The sequence below is a fragment of the Pseudomonas weihenstephanensis genome, assembly GCF_001043055.1.
Taxonomy (GTDB): domain Bacteria; phylum Pseudomonadota; class Gammaproteobacteria; order Pseudomonadales; family Pseudomonadaceae; genus Aquipseudomonas; species Aquipseudomonas weihenstephanensis.
In genome coordinates, this window is sequence record NZ_JYLF01000003.1 from 418,732 (window position 1) to 434,769 (window position 16,038).

The window sequence follows — 16,038 nt, forward strand, 5'->3', positions numbered from 1 at the left end:
CGTTTTTGTATGCGCAACCGCGCAGGAGCTGCCGAAGGCGGCGAGCTTCAGCGATCATGCTCGGGCCTATCCTGTAAGCGCGTGATTACTCAGCCCACGGCGCCTTACGCGAATTATTCAGCGTAGCGAGATAGCTATCGCCCCCCAGCTGGCGCATTTGCTGGCGGATCCATGCGGCTCGCGTGCTCACATACGGCGTCGGGTGACTGGCACTCCAGTTGCGCGGATTAGGCAGCACGGCGGCCAGTTGGCTGGCCTGCTGGCGACTCAAACGTGCAGCGCTTACACCAAAATGATGCTGCGCGGCCGCTTCTGCACCGAACACGCCGTCATCCCACTCAGCGCTGTTGAGGTACACCTCAAGGATTCGCTGCTTGGGCCACAGCACTTCGATCAATGCCGTAAACCAGGCTTCCAGACCTTTGCGCAGCCAACTGCGGCCCGACCACAAAAACACATTCTTCGACACTTGCTGACTGAGGGTACTGGCCCCGCGCAGTGTGCCGCCGCGCTCGTTGTGCACGAAAGCGGCGCGAATGGCGCTGAAATCAAAGCCCCAATGCTCGGCGAACTTCTGGTCTTCCCCGGCAATCACGGCCACTTTCAACTCGTTGGAGATTTCATCCCAGGGGCGCCAGCTGCGTTGCAAGTCGATGGGCTGGCCATCGAACCAAGATTCAACCTTGCGCTCGACCATCAGCGCGGTGCCTGGTGGTGGCACCCAACGAAAGATTAAAACGAGCAACGCGCTGCCCGCTGCGAACCACAGCAAGGCTTTGAGCAAACGATGAACCAGTAAACGCAGCATAGATGGCTTGGCCGAACCCGTTGAGCGGGCCATTATACAGACCCTGCGTCATTCGATGATCCTGAGGGGAATGTTCCATGTTGCGCGTATTTCTGATGTTGGCTGCCTTCTTTGGTTTTACCGGTGTGGCCTTGGGCGCGTTTGCCGCACATGGCTTGAAGGGCCGCTTGAGCGAGCAGTACCTGGCCATTTTTCACACCGGCGTGACCTATCAGTTGGTCCATACCCTCGCGATTATCGGTGTAGCGCTGCTCGCGACGCAGTTGCAAAGCCGTTTGGTGACGTGGGCCGGTATCTGTTTCACGCTGGGGATCGTGTTGTTTTCCGGCAGTTTGTATCTGCTGACCCTGAGCGGTATCAGCAAGCTGGGCATCATCACACCGATTGGCGGCGTAGCCTTTTTGGCCGGCTGGTTGTGTCTGGGACTGGCCGCCTGGCGCCTGAGCTGAACCTGCAAGATGAATGGCTTGGGTCGACCTGACGGATCGGGCTAGAATGCTGGCCCCCTAAAAACGAAGGCAGCGTCGCGCATGCGCATTCAGTTGAACGGTGAACCCTTTGAGCTGCCGGACGGCGAGACCGTCGCGGCCCTTTTGGCGCGGCGCGAGCTGACCGGCCGTCGTGTGGCAGTTGAGCTGAACCTGGACATCGTCCCGCGCAGCCAGCACGCACAGACCGTTCTCAAAGAGGGTGATCAGGTTGAAGTGGTGCACGCCATCGGTGGCGGCTAGGCGGCGGGCCGACGTTTGACCCCCGCCCCACTGAGAACTCACATTCCAAGAGGATTACCGATGAGCAATGTTCGCAGCGACAAGCCGTTTACTTTGGCCGGCCGTACCTACCAATCGCGTTTGCTGGTAGGCACTGGCAAGTACCGTGACCTTGAAGAAACCCGTTTGGCCATCGAAGCCTCGGGTGCTGAAATCGTCACGGTGGCGGTTCGTCGCACCAACATTGGTCAGAATCCCGGTGAGCCGAACCTGCTCGATGTGCTGCCGCCCGACCGTTACACCATCCTGCCGAACACGGCCGGTTGCTTTGACGCCATTGAAGCGGTGCGCACCTGCCGTTTGGCCCGTGAACTGCTTGACGGCCACAACCTGGTCAAGCTGGAAGTGCTGGCCGACCAGAAGACCCTGTTCCCTAACGTGATCGAAACCCTCAAGGCCGCCGAAGTGCTGGTCAAGGAAGGGTTTGACGTGATGGTTTACACGAGCGATGACCCGATTATCGCCCGCGAACTGGAAGCCATGGGTTGCGTGGCTGTCATGCCACTGGCCGGCCTGATCGGCAGCGGTCTGGGCATCTGCAACCCGTACAACCTGCGGGTCATCCTTGAAGAAGCAAAAATTCCGGTGTTGGTGGACGCGGGCGTAGGCACAGCCTCCGACGCGACAATCGCCATGGAAATGGGCTGCGAAGCGGTGCTGATGAACTCGGCCATCGCCAATGCCCAGCACCCGATCATCATGGCTCAAGCCATGAAGTACGCCATTGAGGCGGGTCGTTTGGCCTATCTGGCCGGGCGCATGCCGAAAAAACTCTATGCCAGCGCCTCCTCGCCGCTGGATGGTCTGATCAAGTAAGAGCCCCTGATGACTGAACCACTCGATACCCCAACCCCGGAAGAAGGCGAAGATCGCCAGCACCGTCGCATCAAGAGCTTCGTGATGCGTGCCGGGCGCATGACCGAAGGCCAGCAACGTGGCCTCGATCAAGGCACGCCGCTGTATGTATTGCCGTTGGCCGATGCGCCGGTGGATTACGACCAAGTGTTCGGTCGTTCTGCGCCGCGCACGCTGGAAATCGGCTTTGGCATGGGTCACTCCCTGCTGGAAATGGCTGCTGCTTCGCCTGAGCAAGACTTCATTGGGGTCGAGGTTCACCGTCCGGGCGTGGGCGCACTGCTCAATGGCGTGTTGACCCAGGGCCTGACCAACTTGCGCGTCTACGACTGTGACGCCATCGAAGTGCTGACCCGTTGCGTGGCCGATAACAGCCTTGATCGTCTGCTGTTGTTCTTCCCGGACCCGTGGCACAAGAGCCGTCACCACAAGCGCCGCATCGTACAAGCGTCGTTTGCCGAACTGGTGCGTTCCAAACTCAAGGTCGGCGGTGTACTGCACATGGCCACTGACTGGGAACCTTACGCCGAGTACATGCTGGAGGTGATGAACGTGGCGCCGGGTTATCGCAACCTGGCTGAAGACGGCCTCTGCGTGCCACGTCCTGCCGAGCGCCCGATCACCAAGTTCGAGCGTCGTGGCGAACGTCTTGGGCATGGCGTGTGGGACTTGAAGTTCGAAAAACTGGCCTAAGCCGTTTTCAATGACCGGCCTCAGCCCTGAGGCCGGTTTCTTTGCGCGACGTCCGTCGCCTTGCACTACAAAACAAACCTCACACGCTTACTCAGCGCAATCAGCAAGGGTGCCGCGACCAGCGCCAGGCCGATGACCAGCAGTGCAAGCAGATTGCCGTAGGCCATACCCGCTGCCAGGGCGCTCACAATAAACAGTGGATGAATGTAGTACACCGCCGAGGACACCTTGGCCGGTACGTGGCTGGTCGACGCCCTGAAGTACACACACGCCAGCATGAACAGCGCAGGAGTGAGGATGGGCAGCGAGAACATAAAGTCGAAGTACAGCTGTGGATTGGCCCGCAGCGAGTAGTTTGTGTACGATTCGGCCAGCATCAACGCAGTGCCGGATACCAGCCAGATCCACACCGCAGGGCGTGTAACGGTCTGGGTGATTTTATGCTTGGCAAACACGAAACCCAGGCACATGAACGGGAAGCCCATAAACAGGAAGTTGCGCGCGGCGTAATCGTTTTGATTGAAGTGTTGTAAGAAAGGGTTGGGCAGCACGTAGTAAACGCGCATGTATTGGAGCGTCAGACCGATCAGGTAGGCGATCAGCGCTAACGTGATCAGCCGCTGGGTTGGCGCGTTTCGCAGGGCATACAGAATCAAGCCGCCGCCGAGCATGCCCACCAGATACCAGAGGTGGAAATAACCGATCAGCAAAGACTTCACCACGCCCAGCACGCCTTTGAGACTGCCCAGCGTGGCCGTATCGACGTAAAACGGGCTGTAAATCAGCATCCAGAACAGGTACATCCACAGCCCGCGCTTGAACCACTTGCTGAAGGAATGGCCTTCGCTGAGGGTGTGGAACAGGTAATACCCGTTGATGATGAAAAAAACCGGCACCGCGACCCGAAACAGCCCGTTGCCCAGCATGTAACCGATGGCCGTGTCATTGCCGCCGAAGACCTTGCAGTGCAATGCGACGACACAAATCGCCAGCACCACCTTTAGCGCATCGAGATTGCCATTCAAAACCTTCGGCATGGGCGGTGCTCACAGTAAGCGATACCCAAGCGTAGCCCACAATTTGTAGCCGCTGGCGCAGCGATCAAAAATGCTGAGGCCACGGTTTTAGCAAGTGGAATGAATACGTTGGCTCAACGCCGCCTTCGGCTGCTGCTACAGGTAACAGGCGAAATTAACGGCGGTCTGCAACTACACCAATCAGCACCAGCACCACGAGCAATACGGGCGCCAAACTGTAGTTGTTGAATTGGCTCAGTCCGCGCTCCACCCAGGGGGTCGCGTAGATTAATGCAGCGCCGCTGCCCACCAGGCACAGCAAGGCCATCAAGGGGACGCGCAGTGCGCCGGCGATGCTGCCCAGACGCTGCTCGACCCAGCCCTTGAAGTCCGCCCCAAACAACACCAGCAAACAGCCAATCAACGCCAGAGAGATGTCTGAAAGATGGCTGCGGCTCCAGCGCGATACTGTGGCAAGCAGGTCGAGTACCAAGTCCATTCGATTTCCTTAGGTCAAAAAGTGCTGCAACAGGTCATTGAGAAACAATTGGCCGCGGGCAGTCGCCGCCAGGCGTGTCGGTTCGACCTGCAATAAGCCACTTTGTTCGGCGGCTTCTCGCCCTGTTTTCAAGCTCTCGAGGGGCAGGCCGGTGCGCTGCGGGTAAAGCTCTGAATCTACGCCGTCCGTCAGGCGCAAGGCGTTCATTAGAAACTCAAACGGTAGCTCTTCGGCAGTCAGGGTTTTCTCCCCGGCCTGGAAGTTTTTGGCCGGATTGAGGTAGTCCTTTGGCAGACGGGTTTTCCATGTGCGTACGATACGACCATCGGGATGGCTCAACTTGCCGTGGGCACCGGCACCAATGCCGATGAAGTCGCCAAAGCTCCAGTAGTTGAGGTTGTGCCGCGCGGGGCGGTTGGGCAACGCGTATGCGGACACTTCGTATTGCGCGTAGCCGTGCTCGGCGAGCAGGGCTTGCCCGGCTTCTTGAATGTCCCACAACGTGTCGTCTTCCGGCAGCGTGGGCGGCTGGTTCCAGAACACGGTGTTGGGTTCGAGCGTCAGTTGATACCACGACAGGTGGGTCGGCTTCAGGGCGATGGCCTGGCGCAGATCGCTCAGGGCATCGTCCAGCGACTGATCGGGCAAGCCATGCATCAAGTCCAGGTTGAAGTTGTCAAAACCGGCCTGACGCGCCATGCCAGCGGCGCGTACGGCTTCGTCGCCGTTATGGATGCGGCCTAACGCCTTGAGTTTCTCTTGCTGAAAACTCTGGATGCCGATCGACAGGCGATTGATCCCCAATTTGCGGTACGCCACGAACTTTTCTTGCTCGAACGTGCCGGGGTTGGCTTCCAGGGTGATTTCAATGTCGCTGGCAAAAGGAATGCGCGCTTCAACCCCCGCGAGCAGGCGACCCAGCGAGGCAGCACTGAACAGGCTCGGCGTGCCGCCGCCAAAGAAGATCGAGCTCAGCTCACGGCCATACACTGCGTGCAGGTCCTGGTCCAGATCGGCGATCAGGGCGTCGACGTATTCGTCTTCGGGCAGCACAGGGCTGGCGGTGTGGGAGTTGAAGTCGCAATACGGGCATTTACGCACGCACCACGGGATATGGATGTACAGCGACAAGGGAGGCAATGGGCTCAGCGGCGCGCGTGGCGCCTGCTGGGTAAAGCCAGCCGCACCCAGATAGAGCGGCTGTGGCGGTGTGTCGTGGGTCATTTGAGGCCCAAACGCTGGCGCAGCAAGACCATGGCGCGAGCGCGGTGGCTCAGTTGGTTTTTTTCTGTCGGGCTGAGTTCAGCGCTGGAGCAGTTACGTTCAGGCACCCAGAACAACGGGTCGTAGCCAAAGCCGTGTTGGCCACTGGCGGCGGGCAGGATACGCCCGTGCCACAAGCCTTCGCAGATGATTGGCAAAGGGTCGTCGGCGTGGCGCACCAACGCCAGCACGCACACAAACTGTGCGCCGCGCTCGGCGTCGGGCACGTCTTTGAGGGCATCGAGCAGTTTGGCGTTGTTCGCCGCATCGCCTTGGCCATCAGCGTAGCGGGCCGAGTAAATGCCCGGTGCGCCACCCAGAAAGTCCACGGCCAGCCCCGAGTCGTCAGCCAAGGCTGGCAAACCCGAAATTCGCGCCGCGTTACGGGCTTTTAAAATCGCGTTCTCAACAAACGACAAGCCGGTTTCATCCGGCTCGACGCTGCTGAATTCTCCAATCGAGCGCAACTGCACCGACTCGCCGAGCATGGCCTGAAGTTCTTTGAGTTTGCCCGCGTTGTGGCTTGCGAGTACCAGTTGCGTGAAGTTCATCATTCGATTGGAGCGACCATTTGAGTAAATTCGATTGTTTCAGACGTGGCTCCGGGAGCTTTTACGTCCACTTTGAAGGTGAAAGTCTGCGGGCCTTTGACCGGGAATTGAGCGAGATAGTTGATTTCGCCGTTTTTGCCGACTTGACGAAAACTCAACGGGGTTGCTTTTTCATCCCCGGTTTTTACGCTGCCCTGCACATTGGCGGCAATATTGTTGCCCGCCTTGTTCACGGTGATATTCAACACGGCATTCTGTTTGCTGCGCATGACTCCTACCGTGTTGGCGATGTCGGGCGTCAGAAAAGTAGACGGGATGGCGTTGTAGTACACCGTGGTATCGCCAAATGTCTTCTGGCGTTGGACGCCTGTTTGGTCGGCGGCCAGCGCGTTCGCGCCCAAACACATTGAAAGCAGTAGTAATCCAATACGACCCATGGTCTTTCTCCTTTGAGCGAACCTGTTAAACCGCGACTTTGTGATCCTGAAGGCCAGGACTGCTGACACGATAAATGCCAATCTCGCCTAACAGGTTAGGCCATAACTTACTCGCCCACCCATGCCGGTGTTGTTGATCCACGGCAAGACGGTTGATGACCTGCGCTTCGCGTTCACGGCACAGCGCCTCGAAGTCTTCAAAGGTGCAAAAGTGAATGTTGGGCGTGTTGTACCAGGTGTACGGCAAAAACTCGGACACCGGCATGCGGCCTTTGCTGGCCAGGTACCAGCGGCAGCGCCAGTGGCCGAAGTTGGGGAAGGTGATGATGCATTGGCGGCCGACGCGCAACATTTCGTCGAGGATCCGGTCGGGGTAATGCACCGCTTGCAGCGCCTGGGTCATGACCACGATGTCAAAGCTGTTGCTGGCAAAGTTGCCCAGCCCTTTGTCGAGGTCTTGCTCGATAACGTTAATGCCTTTGGCCACGCACTCGGCAATGTTGTCCGGGTCGTTTTCAAGGCCGTAGCCGGTGACTTGCTTGTTGTCGCGCAGCCAGCTCAGCAGTTCGCCATCACCACAACCGAGGTCGAGCACGCGGCTGCCGGCGGGGATCCAGTCTTGGATGATTTCCAGGTCGGCTCTCATGGCGTTCTCACAGGTCTATTCGGTTCATGTAGTTGCTGAAGGCTTGCAGGTAGCGCGGGATCGGGATCAGGAAGGCGTCATGGCCCTGCGGCGCATCGATTTCCAGATAACACACGTCTTTTTTCGCGGCCATCAGCGCATCCACCAGTTCGCGCGAACGCGCGGGCGAGAAGCGCCAGTCGGTGGTGAACGACATCACGCAAAAGCGCGCCTTGGCCCCGGCAAAGGTTTTGGCCAGATCATCGTTGAAGTTGGCCGCCGGGTCGAAGTAGTCCAGGGCCTTGGTCATCAACAAATAGGTGTTGGCATCGAAGCGCCCGGAAAACTCTTCGCCCTGATAACGCAGGTAGCTCTCGACCTGAAACTCGACGCTGTGGAAGTCGTAGTTGAGGTTTTCGTTCTTAAGCCCGCGGCCGAATTTCTCGCCCATCGAGTCATCCGACAGGTAAGTGATGTGGCCCACCATGCGTGCCAGCATCAGGCCGCGTTTGGGGATCAGGCCTTTTTCCTGGAACGAACCGCCGTGGAACTCGGGGTCGGTGAGGATGGCTTGGCGCGCGACTTCGTTGAACGCAATGTTTTGCGCGGACAACTTGGGTGCCGAGGCGATAGCCAGGCAATGGCGCAGGCGATCGGGGTAGCTGATGCTCCACTGCAAGGCTTGCATGCCGCCCAGGCTGCCACCGATCACGGCGGCCCATTGCGTGATGCCCAGGCGATCCGCCAGGCGTGCCTGGCTGTGCACCCAGTCTTCAACGGTCAGTACCGGGAACGAGGCGCCAAAGGGGCGGCCGGTTTGCGGATCGATGCTGCTCGGGCCGGTCGAGCCGTTGCATCCACCGAGGTTGTTGAGGCTGACCACGAAGAATTTACGGGTGTCGATGGGCTTGCCGGGGCCGATGCAACTGTCCCACCAGCCGGGTTTGCGATCGTCGACGCTGTGATAACCGGCGGCATGATGATGCCCCGACAGCGCGTGGCAAATCAGCACCGCGTTACTGGCCGTGGCATTGAGCTGGCCATAGGTTTCGTAAATCAGGTCATAGGCAGGCAGTGAGCGCCCGCAGGCCAAAGCCAGCGGTTCGCCGAAGTGTGCAACGAGTGGCACAACCAGACCAACGGAATCGGGGGGAAAGGCAGTTGGCATCGACCCTGCTCTCATTTAAATGAGGCGTAAGTCTAATGAGCGCGGTAGCAAGCAGCAAGCAATGCGCGGGGCTGATTTATGACCTGCCCCAAACCCGTAGTCGCTGGTGCAGGCTGCATGCAAATGCGCTGCTGGAGGTCGGCCTGCCTCCATCGCAGCCTGCGGCAGCGACTACAGAGGCTGACTCAAGGTTTGGCAAGCCCTGGAAGGTCTGGCAACTTTTTAGGGCCATGCAAACGCACGCGTTTTTGGCGATTGAGTTCGCCGCTGATCAAGCTCACTTGGCTCTTGGAAATGCCGAACGCCTTGGCCAGGAAGGCCACCAGGTGGGCGTTGGCTTTGCCTTCAACCGGTGGGGCGGTGAGGCGGATTTTCAGGCGGTCACCGTGCAGGCCAGCAAACTCATCGCTGCTGGCCTTGGGTTGCAAGTGACAGTCGAGAATCAGGTCGTCACCGTCCCAGCGGAAATAGCTCATCAGATCAGGCCGAACAGCTCAGGCGGCATGTTGACGTACACCGCCAGGGGCGGAATCACGTAGCTCTGGATCAGCTGGATCACCATGAACGCCAGAATCGGTGAAATATCCAGGCCGCCCATGCTCGGCAAGAAGCGGCGGAACGGTGCCAGTGCAGGTTCTGTGATCTGGTTGACCAGCTCGGCGCCAGGGCTGGTGCTACCCGGTGCCACCCACGACAGAATCACGCTGATGATCATGGCGAAGAAGAACACTTTGAGAAACAGTGCCGTCACCCCAATGATCGCCCACACCAATAGCCCGAGGACGTTGAACGGGATGTAGCTTAAGGTCAGCACAATGGCGAACACCACCATCTGCACCAGAATCGCCAGCACCAGCGAGGACATGTCCAGGCCGAGCACGCTTGGAATGACGCGGCGCATCGGTTTGAGCAGGGTTTGCGTCGCTTTGACGGTGAACTGGCAGATCGGGTTGTAAAAGTTGGCCCGAACCAGCTGCAAGATGAAGCGCAGCAGCACGACCAGCAAATACAGGCTGCCCAGGGTTTGAACTACAAAAATGGCAGCGCCATTAAGTCCTGACATCATTTGCTCCTTTATTGACCCAGTTGTTCGGCCATTTCGGCCGAGCGGTGCGCGGCGGCACTCAATGCTTTTTCGACCATGGCTTCAAAACCACTGGCCTGGAATGATTTGATTGCAGCGTCAGTGGTGCCCGCAGGCGAGGTCACGCGACGGCGCAGTTCGCTTGCGTCCACATCGCTGCTCACGGCCATGTGGGCAGCGCCCAGTGCGGTCTGCTCCGCCAGTTGCTCAGCCACCTCATGGCTCAAGCCAAGTTTGACGCCGGCGGCGGTCATGGCTTCGATCAAGAGGAAGAAATACGCCGGGCCGCTGCCCGATACGGCGGTTACCGCGTCGATCTGGGCTTCTGTTTCGACCCAGACCACGATGCCCACAGCGCTCAACAATTCGTCGGCCTGCTGGCGTTGTGCTGGCGTCACCTGAGCAGTGGCGTACAAACCGCTCACGCCTTTACCCAACAGGGCAGGCGTATTGGGCATGCAGCGCACCAGTGGCTGAGTGCCCAGCCATTCAAGCAGGCTGGCGCAGGTAATGCCGGCGGCAATCGACACCAACAGTTGATGCGGCTTGAGGTGTGGGCGCAGGTCCTGGCACACGGCTTTCATGGCCTGCGGCTTGACGGCGATGACGATCACATCCGCGTCTTGAACGGCCTGCGCGTTATCGGCGAACAGCTCGATACCGTGCTGTTCAGCGACCTTGGCGCGAGTGTCGGCGCCGGGATCGCTGGCGCGGATCTTTGCAGCGTCCAGACCTTTGGCCAACAGGCCGCCGATCAGGCTGGAAGCCATGTTACCGGCTCCGATAAAGGCAATACGCGTCTTGCTCATAACAGATCCTTATCAAAAGTGAGGCAGGCTTTCTCAGGCCTGGCTGTAGTCTCGGGCGCCAAACAGTGCAGTACCGACCCGCACCCATGTGGCGCCTTGGGCAATGGCCGACTCCAGGTCGTGGCTCATGCCCATCGAAAGCGTGTCTAGCCCCAGGTTCAGGCTCTCTTGCAGCGTGCGTACCGCCGCAAAGGCAGCATCCTGTTCGGCGCGGTCGTCGGTTGGTTCCGGGATCGCCATCAAGCCGCGCAGCTTCAAACGGGGCAACGCATGGATCGCGGCAGCCAGCGCGGGCAAATCTGCCGGGGTACAGCCGGATTTACTGGCCTCACCACTGACGTTGACCTGAATGCAGATGTTCAGCGGCGCCAGCTCAGCCGGGCGCTGTTCGGACAAGCGCTGGGCGATTTTCAGACGGTCCACGGAGTGCACCCACGCGAAATGTTCAGCGATGTCGCGCGTCTTGTTCGATTGAATGGGGCCGATGAAGTGCCAACACAAGGGCAGGTCAGCTAATTCAGTCTGTTTGGCGCGGGCTTCTTGCAGATAATTCTCGCCGAAGTCGCGAACCCCGGCGGCATACGCTTCGCGCAGTGCGCCAGCGGGTTTGGTCTTGCTGACTGCCAGCAAGTGAATGCTCGTTACATCACGTTGCACAGCCAGTGCCGCTGCACGGATGCGCGCCTCAACCTGAGCGATGTTGTCAGCTATCGTGGACATTCAATTAAGCCCGCCGTGGTGAAAGTCTGCGGCATTCTACTGGAATTGGGAGGGGGGATGGACATCGCCGACCTGTTGGCCGTTTGCGTCAATCGCGGGGCTTCAGACTTGCACCTGTCAGCGGGCGTGGCGCCCATGCTGCGTATCGACGGCGACATGCAGCGGGGCGAGTGGCCCGTGCTGGACTCAGACGCTGTGCGTGGGCTTATCCACAGCGTCATGACCGAGCCACAGCGTGTCGCGTTCAAGGCCGAGCGCGAAGCTGATTTTTCATACGCGGTGGCGGGCTTGGGCCGCTTTCGGGTGAATGCGTTTGAGCAACAGCGCGGCGCGGGAGCGGTGTTTCGCAGCATTGCCTCGACGGTGCCCAGCCTTGAGTCGCTGGGCTTGAGCGGGGTGTTCAGCGAACTGAGTCATGCGCCGCACGGGTTGGTACTGCTTACGGGCGCCACGGGGTCCGGTAAAACCACCACCTTGGCGGCCATGATTGACCACTTGAACAGTACCCGCCCCCTGCACATTCTCACCATCGAAGACCCGATTGAGTTCATCCACACGCCGCGCCAGTGCTTGATTAACCAGCGCGAGGTGCATCGCGACACAGGCAGTTTTAGCGCCGCGCTACGTTCAGCGCTGCGTGAAGACCCGGACGTGATCATGCTGGGCGAAATGCGCGACCTGGACAGCATTCGCTTAGCGCTTAGCGCCGCTGAAACCGGGCACTTGGTCTTTGCGACGTTGCACACACCGTCTGCGGCAAAAGCCATCGACCGCATGGTGGATGTATTTCCTGGCGAAGAGAAAGCCGTGGTACGCACGATGCTGTCCGAATCACTGAGGGCGGTGATTGCGCAAACGTTGGTCAGGCGACAGGGCGGCGGGCGCGTGGCGGCGCACGAAATCATGCTGGGCACGCCAGCCATCAGGCATTTGATTCGGGAAAACAAGGTGGCGCAAATGGTGTCGGCAATCCAGACCGGCGGGGCGGTAGGGATGCAAACCCTGGAAATGAGCCTGGCACGGCTCAAGCAGAGGGGCGACATCCTGTAAACGCGAGCGTACCCGCGCCTACAGTGATGGGATGTTTAGCGCTGAGCAACCCGCAGGGTGGTTTTCTCTTTAGGCAAAATGCGCTTGGCGACCACGTAGTGGCTCTGCCAGTAAGGTTTTTTCAAGGTGTCGATAGAGACCGACTTGCCGCGACGGGGTGCATGGATAAACCGGTCGTTGCCCAGGTAAATGGCAACGTGATTGACCTTGCGGCTCTTGATGTTGAAAAACAGCAAGTCGCCCGGCTTCAGGTCCTTGCGATCAACCTTCTGGCCATGACCGCTGGCCATCGCGCTGGAGCTGCGTGGCAAATTGACGGCCGCCACATCGTTGAACGCGTATTTGACCAGACCGCTGCAATCAAAGCCTTTACTTGGGCTGCTACCGCCCCAACGATAAGGCGTACCCAGCACGTTGACGGCACGGCTCAGTACACTGCTGCTTTGCTTGTTGGCCGCGACCAGTGCCGGTGTCGCAATTTTGCCTGGGGCTTTGCGATGAACTTTACTGGAGGTCGGGCGTGTGACGGTTTTGCTGTTAGAGGCGACAAACGGAGCACTCGCAGATGATTTTGCGGTGTAACCGGTGAAGCCCGAAGGAAGATGTTGCTCACGATTGGTGGCGTGGGCGGCCAGTGGCATTAATAGGCAAATGGTTAGCCATGTCTTGAATAAAGGACGCATTCGGCAGGGCTCTATATAGGTAAGCGCGCAACTTTATAACAGCTTTTTTGTCCTTTCTCAGGCCGTTTGTCGCTTGGACCTGGAGGTCAAAAACCGCAAGCGGGGTGGCAAATTGTCACATGGTTGGAGCGCAGGTCAGGCAGTACAAGGGTTTGCGCCAAATCTTGTAAGACACTTTTACCTTTTGCGCGACAGTAAAAAAGTCACAAAAAACTTCACAATTTTTTTCTATCGACACCTAAGGGGGCATCAATGAGCGGCTATCGAGACGATCTACAACGCGATACCCACAGCAAAGTGCTGGGTTACTTGCTGTGGATTTTTGGCTTTTTGGGAGCGCATCGCTTCTATTACGGCAAGCCGGTGACCGGGACGATCTGGTTCTTTACGCTGGGCTTGCTGGGCATCGGCTGGCTGATCGACTTGTTCTTGATCCCGAGCATGGACCGCGAAGCGGACCTGCGCTTTACATCGGGTGATACCGACTACAGCGTGGCGTGGATTCTGCTGACGTTCCTGGGCGTGTTCGGTGTGCACCGCATGTACATGGGCAAGTGGATCACCGGGATCATTTACCTGTTTACCGGTGGTTTGTTCCTGGTCGGCATTCTGTATGACTTCTGGACGCTCAATACCCAGATATCAATCAAGAACGCAGAGCGTCGTTAAGCGCCACAGCCTCCGACCCTCTCCCGCAGGGAGAGGGTTGGGGTGAGCGCAGCGCTTCAGCCTTCGTAGCTGATCCGCCCATCCACCAGCGTGTAACGCACGGCACCCGGCAGGCAGTGGCCAAGGAACGGGCAATTGTCGCCTTTTGAGTGCCACGTCTCACCGGCCACCGTTGAGGCCGTTGGATCAAACAGCACCAGATCTGCCGCTGAACCCACCGCCAAGCGCCCCGCTGGCAGGCGTAAGGCGTCTGCCGGGCCTGTGCTCAGGCGGGCCAACAGGGTCGGCAAGTCGAGCAAGCCGTCTTCTACCAACGTCATCGCTAAAGGCAATAGGAGCTCTACGCTGCTCATGCCCGGCTCAGTGGCGCCGAACGGGGCCAGTTTGGCATCGCGCTCGTGGGGCTGGTGATGGCTGGAAATGGCTTGCACCACCCCTGATTTCACCGCCTCACGAAGGCCGTCACGGTCAGCGCGGGTGCGCAGGGGCGGTTGGACGTGGTACACGCTGGAAAAATCCACCAGCGCTTCATCGGTCAGTATCAATTGATACAGCGCCACATCCGCCGTGACTTTCAGGCCGCGTGCCTGTGCCTGAGCGATCAGGGCCACGCCGCGGGCACTGGTCAACTGGCTGAAGTGCGCGCGCGCACCGCTTTGCTCGACCAGCAACAGGTCGCGGGCCAGGGCCACGGTCTCGGCGGTTTCAGGGATGCCCGGCAAGCCCCGGAACGCTGCCATCGCGCCATCGTGGGCGATACCGCCTTCTGCCAGGTCACGGTCCTGCGAGTGGAAAATCACTGTCAGGTCGAAAGTGGCCGCGTATTCCAGTGCCCGGCACAGGGTGCGGGTATTGGTGAAGCTGTTCAGACCGTTGCCGAACGCGACACACCCGGCATCACGCAAGGCGATCAGCTCAGCCAGTTGCTCGCCATCCAGCCCTTTGCTCAGCGCACCGATGGGGAACACTTTGCAGTTGCCGGCTTCGCGTGCGCGGTCAAGGATCAGCTCGGCCACGGCCGAGGTATCGAGCACCGGTTTTGTGTGCGGCGGGCAACACAGGCTGGTCACACCACCGGCCGCTGCGGCGCGGGTTTCACTGGCGATGGTGCCTTTGCGGCTGTAGCCCGGCTCGCGCAGAGCGACGTTCAAGTCAACCAGCCCCGGCGCGGCAACGAGGCCTTTGGCGTCCAGGGTTTGGGTTGGGGTAAAACCGGCCGGGGCTGCGCCGATGGCAATAATTTTGCCGGCTTCCAGATGCAAGTCGGTGACGGTGTCCAGCTGGCTGGCGGGATCAATCACGCGGGCGCCGAGAATGCTGAGCTTCACTGGGCGTTCTCCTGTTCGTATTGGCGCTGGGCCGTTTGCCCGCTCATGGTCATGGACAGCACCGCCATGCGCACGGCGATGCCGTAAGTCACTTGGTTGAGAATGACCGAGTGCGGGCCATCGGCCACGGCAGACTCAATCTCCACGCCCCGGTTGATCGGGCCGGGGTGCATCACGATGCAATCAGGTTTGGCACCGGCCAGACGGGCGGTGGTCAGGCCGAACAGGCGGTAGAACTCGCCTTCGCTCGGCAGCAGACCGCCGGACATGCGTTCGCGTTGCAGGCGCAACATGATCACCACGTCGACGTCTTTGAGGCCCTCGGTCATGTCGGTGTAGACCTTGACCCCGTATTGCTCGATGCCGATGGGCAGCAGGGTTTTGGGTGCAATCACGCGGATGTCCTGACAGCCCAGGGTCTTGAGCGCGATCATGTTCGAGCGCGCCACCCGCGAGTGCAGAATGTCGCCGACGATAGCTACCGACAGGTTTTCAAACCCGCCTTTGTGTCGACGAATGGTCAACATGTCGAGCATGCCCTGCGTGGGGTGCGCGTGACGGCCGTCGCCGCCATTGATGATCGCCACCTGCGGACACACGTGCTCGGCAATGAAGTGCGCGGCGCCGGAGTCGCCGTGGCGTACCACGAACATGTCGGCGGCCATGGCTTCAAGGTTGCGCAGGGTGTCGAGCAGGGTTTCGCCCTTGCTCGCCGAGGACGTGGACACGTTAAGGGTGATCACGTCCGCAGACAGGCGCTGGGCCGCCATTTCGAATGTGGTGCGGGTGCGGGTGGAGTTTTCGAAGAACACGTTGCAGACGGTCTTGCCGCGCAGCAACGGGACTTTTTTCACTGCCCGGGCGCCGACTTCAAGGAACGAGTCGGCAGTGTCGAGGATCTCTGTCAGCAACTCGCGGGGCAGGCCGTCGAGCGACAGGAAGTGGCGCAGCTGGCCCTGATCATTGAGCTGCAGCGGGCGCTTGGCGTCGGTAGGCGTCATCGCAGTGGT

The 16,038-nt window shown here is 59.5% G+C and carries 21 protein-coding genes; 6 read left to right on the forward strand and 15 right to left on the reverse strand.

Going from position 1 to position 16,038, the window contains the following annotated elements; translation table 11 throughout:
- Nucleotides 1-85 precede the first annotated feature (85 nt).
- Complete coding sequence (gene mtgA / locus TU86_RS09490; protein WP_048364035.1) at nt 86-841, reverse strand: monofunctional biosynthetic peptidoglycan transglycosylase; 756 nt, start codon at nt 839-841, stop codon at nt 86-88.
- 44 nt (nt 842-885) lie between these two features.
- On the opposite strand from mtgA, the gene TU86_RS09495 reads away from it, so the two are divergent.
- The 4 genes from TU86_RS09495 to trmB all read left to right on the forward strand — a co-directional run bounded on the left by TU86_RS09495 (nt 886) and on the right by trmB (nt 3,126).
- Nucleotides 886-1,257 (forward strand): DUF423 domain-containing protein, encoded by a 372-nt coding sequence (locus TU86_RS09495; RefSeq protein ID WP_048364036.1) that lies wholly within the window; start codon nt 886-888, stop codon nt 1,255-1,257.
- Between the two features lie 81 nt (nt 1,258-1,338).
- On the forward strand, nt 1,339-1,539 hold the full coding sequence (gene thiS, locus TU86_RS09500; protein WP_048364037.1) for a sulfur carrier protein ThiS: 201 nt from the start codon (nt 1,339-1,341) through the stop codon (nt 1,537-1,539).
- A gap of 60 nt (nt 1,540-1,599) precedes the next feature.
- Entirely contained in the window at nt 1,600-2,394 is a 795-nt protein-coding gene (locus TU86_RS09505) for a thiazole synthase (RefSeq protein ID WP_048364038.1), read from the forward strand.
- Between the two features lie 9 nt (nt 2,395-2,403).
- Nucleotides 2,404-3,126: a tRNA (guanosine(46)-N7)-methyltransferase TrmB gene (gene trmB / locus TU86_RS09510; RefSeq protein ID WP_048364039.1), complete on the forward strand. Its 723-nt coding sequence runs from the start codon at nt 2,404-2,406 to the stop codon at nt 3,124-3,126.
- 65 nt (nt 3,127-3,191) lie between these two features.
- Here the strand turns inward: trmB and TU86_RS09515 are convergent, their stop codons facing one another.
- From TU86_RS09515 to TU86_RS09565, 11 genes are all read right to left on the reverse strand, one after another.
- Entirely contained in the window at nt 3,192-4,163 is a 972-nt protein-coding gene (locus tag TU86_RS09515; RefSeq protein ID WP_048364040.1) for an acyltransferase family protein, read from the reverse strand.
- 154 nt (nt 4,164-4,317) lie between these two features.
- Nucleotides 4,318-4,641: a DUF3392 domain-containing protein gene (locus TU86_RS09520; protein ID WP_048364041.1), complete on the reverse strand. Its 324-nt coding sequence runs from the start codon at nt 4,639-4,641 to the stop codon at nt 4,318-4,320.
- Between the two features lie 9 nt (nt 4,642-4,650).
- Complete coding sequence (gene hemW, locus TU86_RS09525; RefSeq protein WP_048364042.1) at nt 4,651-5,865, reverse strand: radical SAM family heme chaperone HemW; 1,215 nt, start codon at nt 5,863-5,865, stop codon at nt 4,651-4,653.
- Nucleotides 5,862-6,458, reverse strand: a complete 597-nt coding sequence (gene rdgB, locus TU86_RS09530; protein ID WP_048364043.1) for an RdgB/HAM1 family non-canonical purine NTP pyrophosphatase — start codon at nt 6,456-6,458, stop codon at nt 5,862-5,864. Before rdgB ends, hemW begins: the two co-directional genes overlap by 4 nt.
- A complete protein-coding gene (locus TU86_RS09535; RefSeq protein WP_048364044.1) occupies nt 6,455-6,892 on the reverse strand; it encodes a DUF4426 domain-containing protein in 438 nt (145 codons plus the stop codon). The genes rdgB and TU86_RS09535 overlap by 4 nt, the downstream gene beginning before the upstream one ends.
- 25 nt (nt 6,893-6,917) lie before the next feature.
- Nucleotides 6,918-7,538 (reverse strand): methionine biosynthesis protein MetW, encoded by a 621-nt coding sequence (gene metW / locus TU86_RS09540; protein WP_048364045.1) that lies wholly within the window; start codon nt 7,536-7,538, stop codon nt 6,918-6,920.
- 7 nt (nt 7,539-7,545) lie between these two features.
- On the reverse strand, nt 7,546-8,685 hold the full coding sequence (gene metX, locus TU86_RS09545) for a homoserine O-succinyltransferase MetX (protein ID WP_048364046.1): 1,140 nt from the start codon (nt 8,683-8,685) through the stop codon (nt 7,546-7,548).
- Between the two features lie 185 nt (nt 8,686-8,870).
- Nucleotides 8,871-9,161: a DUF167 domain-containing protein gene (locus TU86_RS09550; protein ID WP_048364047.1), complete on the reverse strand. Its 291-nt coding sequence runs from the start codon at nt 9,159-9,161 to the stop codon at nt 8,871-8,873.
- Nucleotides 9,161-9,748 (reverse strand): YggT family protein, encoded by a 588-nt coding sequence (locus tag TU86_RS09555; protein WP_048364048.1) that lies wholly within the window; start codon nt 9,746-9,748, stop codon nt 9,161-9,163. Before TU86_RS09555 ends, TU86_RS09550 begins: the two co-directional genes overlap by 1 nt.
- An 11-nt stretch (nt 9,749-9,759) precedes the next feature.
- Nucleotides 9,760-10,578 (reverse strand): pyrroline-5-carboxylate reductase, encoded by an 819-nt coding sequence (gene proC, locus TU86_RS09560; RefSeq protein WP_048364049.1) that lies wholly within the window; start codon nt 10,576-10,578, stop codon nt 9,760-9,762.
- Between the two features lie 33 nt (nt 10,579-10,611).
- Entirely contained in the window at nt 10,612-11,298 is a 687-nt protein-coding gene (locus TU86_RS09565; protein WP_048364050.1) for a YggS family pyridoxal phosphate-dependent enzyme, read from the reverse strand.
- 57 nt (nt 11,299-11,355) lie between these two features.
- Between TU86_RS09565 and TU86_RS09570 the strand changes: the two genes are divergently transcribed.
- On the forward strand, nt 11,356-12,348 hold the full coding sequence (locus TU86_RS09570) for a type IV pilus twitching motility protein PilT (protein WP_048364051.1): 993 nt from the start codon (nt 11,356-11,358) through the stop codon (nt 12,346-12,348).
- A gap of 35 nt (nt 12,349-12,383) precedes the next feature.
- Here TU86_RS09570 and TU86_RS09575 read toward each other — a convergent pair whose 3' ends face one another.
- Nucleotides 12,384-13,031 carry a C40 family peptidase gene (locus tag TU86_RS09575; RefSeq protein ID WP_048364052.1) on the reverse strand — a complete coding sequence of 216 codons (648 nt, stop codon included), beginning with the start codon at nt 13,029-13,031 and terminating at the stop codon, nt 12,384-12,386.
- Nucleotides 13,032-13,283: 252 nt separating this feature from the next.
- On the opposite strand from TU86_RS09575, the gene TU86_RS09580 reads away from it, so the two are divergent.
- On the forward strand, nt 13,284-13,700 hold the full coding sequence (locus TU86_RS09580) for an NINE protein (RefSeq protein ID WP_048364053.1): 417 nt from the start codon (nt 13,284-13,286) through the stop codon (nt 13,698-13,700).
- 56 nt (nt 13,701-13,756) lie between these two features.
- On the opposite strand, the gene TU86_RS09585 is transcribed toward TU86_RS09580, so the two are convergent.
- Nucleotides 13,757-15,028, reverse strand: a complete 1,272-nt coding sequence (locus tag TU86_RS09585; RefSeq protein WP_048364054.1) for a dihydroorotase — start codon at nt 15,026-15,028, stop codon at nt 13,757-13,759.
- On the reverse strand, nt 15,025-16,029 hold the full coding sequence (locus tag TU86_RS09590; protein ID WP_048364055.1) for an aspartate carbamoyltransferase catalytic subunit: 1,005 nt from the start codon (nt 16,027-16,029) through the stop codon (nt 15,025-15,027). The genes TU86_RS09585 and TU86_RS09590 overlap by 4 nt, the downstream gene beginning before the upstream one ends.
- Nucleotides 16,030-16,038: the final 9 nt, after the last annotated feature.

What these genes read in the sequence shown, in the direction of transcription:
- mtgA (WP_048364035.1), bottom strand. Translation starts at nt 841, where the DNA reads ATGGCCCGCTCAACGGGTTCGGCCAAGCCATCTATGCTGCGTTTACTG.
- TU86_RS09495 (WP_048364036.1), top strand. Translation starts at nt 886, where the DNA reads ATGTTGCGCGTATTTCTGATGTTGGCTGCCTTCTTTGGTTTTACCGGT.
- thiS (WP_048364037.1), top strand. Translation starts at nt 1,339, where the DNA reads ATGCGCATTCAGTTGAACGGTGAACCCTTTGAGCTGCCGGACGGCGAG.
- TU86_RS09505 (WP_048364038.1), top strand. Translation starts at nt 1,600, where the DNA reads ATGAGCAATGTTCGCAGCGACAAGCCGTTTACTTTGGCCGGCCGTACC.
- trmB (WP_048364039.1), top strand. Translation starts at nt 2,404, where the DNA reads ATGACTGAACCACTCGATACCCCAACCCCGGAAGAAGGCGAAGATCGC.
- TU86_RS09515 (WP_048364040.1), bottom strand. Translation starts at nt 4,163, where the DNA reads ATGCCGAAGGTTTTGAATGGCAATCTCGATGCGCTAAAGGTGGTGCTG.
- TU86_RS09520 (WP_048364041.1), bottom strand. Translation starts at nt 4,641, where the DNA reads ATGGACTTGGTACTCGACCTGCTTGCCACAGTATCGCGCTGGAGCCGC.
- hemW (WP_048364042.1), bottom strand. Translation starts at nt 5,865, where the DNA reads ATGACCCACGACACACCGCCACAGCCGCTCTATCTGGGTGCGGCTGGC.
- rdgB (WP_048364043.1), bottom strand. Translation starts at nt 6,458, where the DNA reads ATGATGAACTTCACGCAACTGGTACTCGCAAGCCACAACGCGGGCAAA.
- TU86_RS09535 (WP_048364044.1), bottom strand. Translation starts at nt 6,892, where the DNA reads ATGGGTCGTATTGGATTACTACTGCTTTCAATGTGTTTGGGCGCGAAC.
- metW (WP_048364045.1), bottom strand. Translation starts at nt 7,538, where the DNA reads ATGAGAGCCGACCTGGAAATCATCCAAGACTGGATCCCCGCCGGCAGC.
- metX (WP_048364046.1), bottom strand. Translation starts at nt 8,685, where the DNA reads ATGCCAACTGCCTTTCCCCCCGATTCCGTTGGTCTGGTTGTGCCACTC.
- TU86_RS09550 (WP_048364047.1), bottom strand. Translation starts at nt 9,161, where the DNA reads ATGAGCTATTTCCGCTGGGACGGTGACGACCTGATTCTCGACTGTCAC.
- TU86_RS09555 (WP_048364048.1), bottom strand. Translation starts at nt 9,748, where the DNA reads ATGTCAGGACTTAATGGCGCTGCCATTTTTGTAGTTCAAACCCTGGGC.
- proC (WP_048364049.1), bottom strand. Translation starts at nt 10,578, where the DNA reads ATGAGCAAGACGCGTATTGCCTTTATCGGAGCCGGTAACATGGCTTCC.
- TU86_RS09565 (WP_048364050.1), bottom strand. Translation starts at nt 11,298, where the DNA reads ATGTCCACGATAGCTGACAACATCGCTCAGGTTGAGGCGCGCATCCGT.
- TU86_RS09570 (WP_048364051.1), top strand. Translation starts at nt 11,356, where the DNA reads ATGGACATCGCCGACCTGTTGGCCGTTTGCGTCAATCGCGGGGCTTCA.
- TU86_RS09575 (WP_048364052.1), bottom strand. Translation starts at nt 13,031, where the DNA reads ATGCGTCCTTTATTCAAGACATGGCTAACCATTTGCCTATTAATGCCA.
- TU86_RS09580 (WP_048364053.1), top strand. Translation starts at nt 13,284, where the DNA reads ATGAGCGGCTATCGAGACGATCTACAACGCGATACCCACAGCAAAGTG.
- TU86_RS09590 (WP_048364055.1), bottom strand. Translation starts at nt 16,029, where the DNA reads ATGACGCCTACCGACGCCAAGCGCCCGCTGCAGCTCAATGATCAGGGC.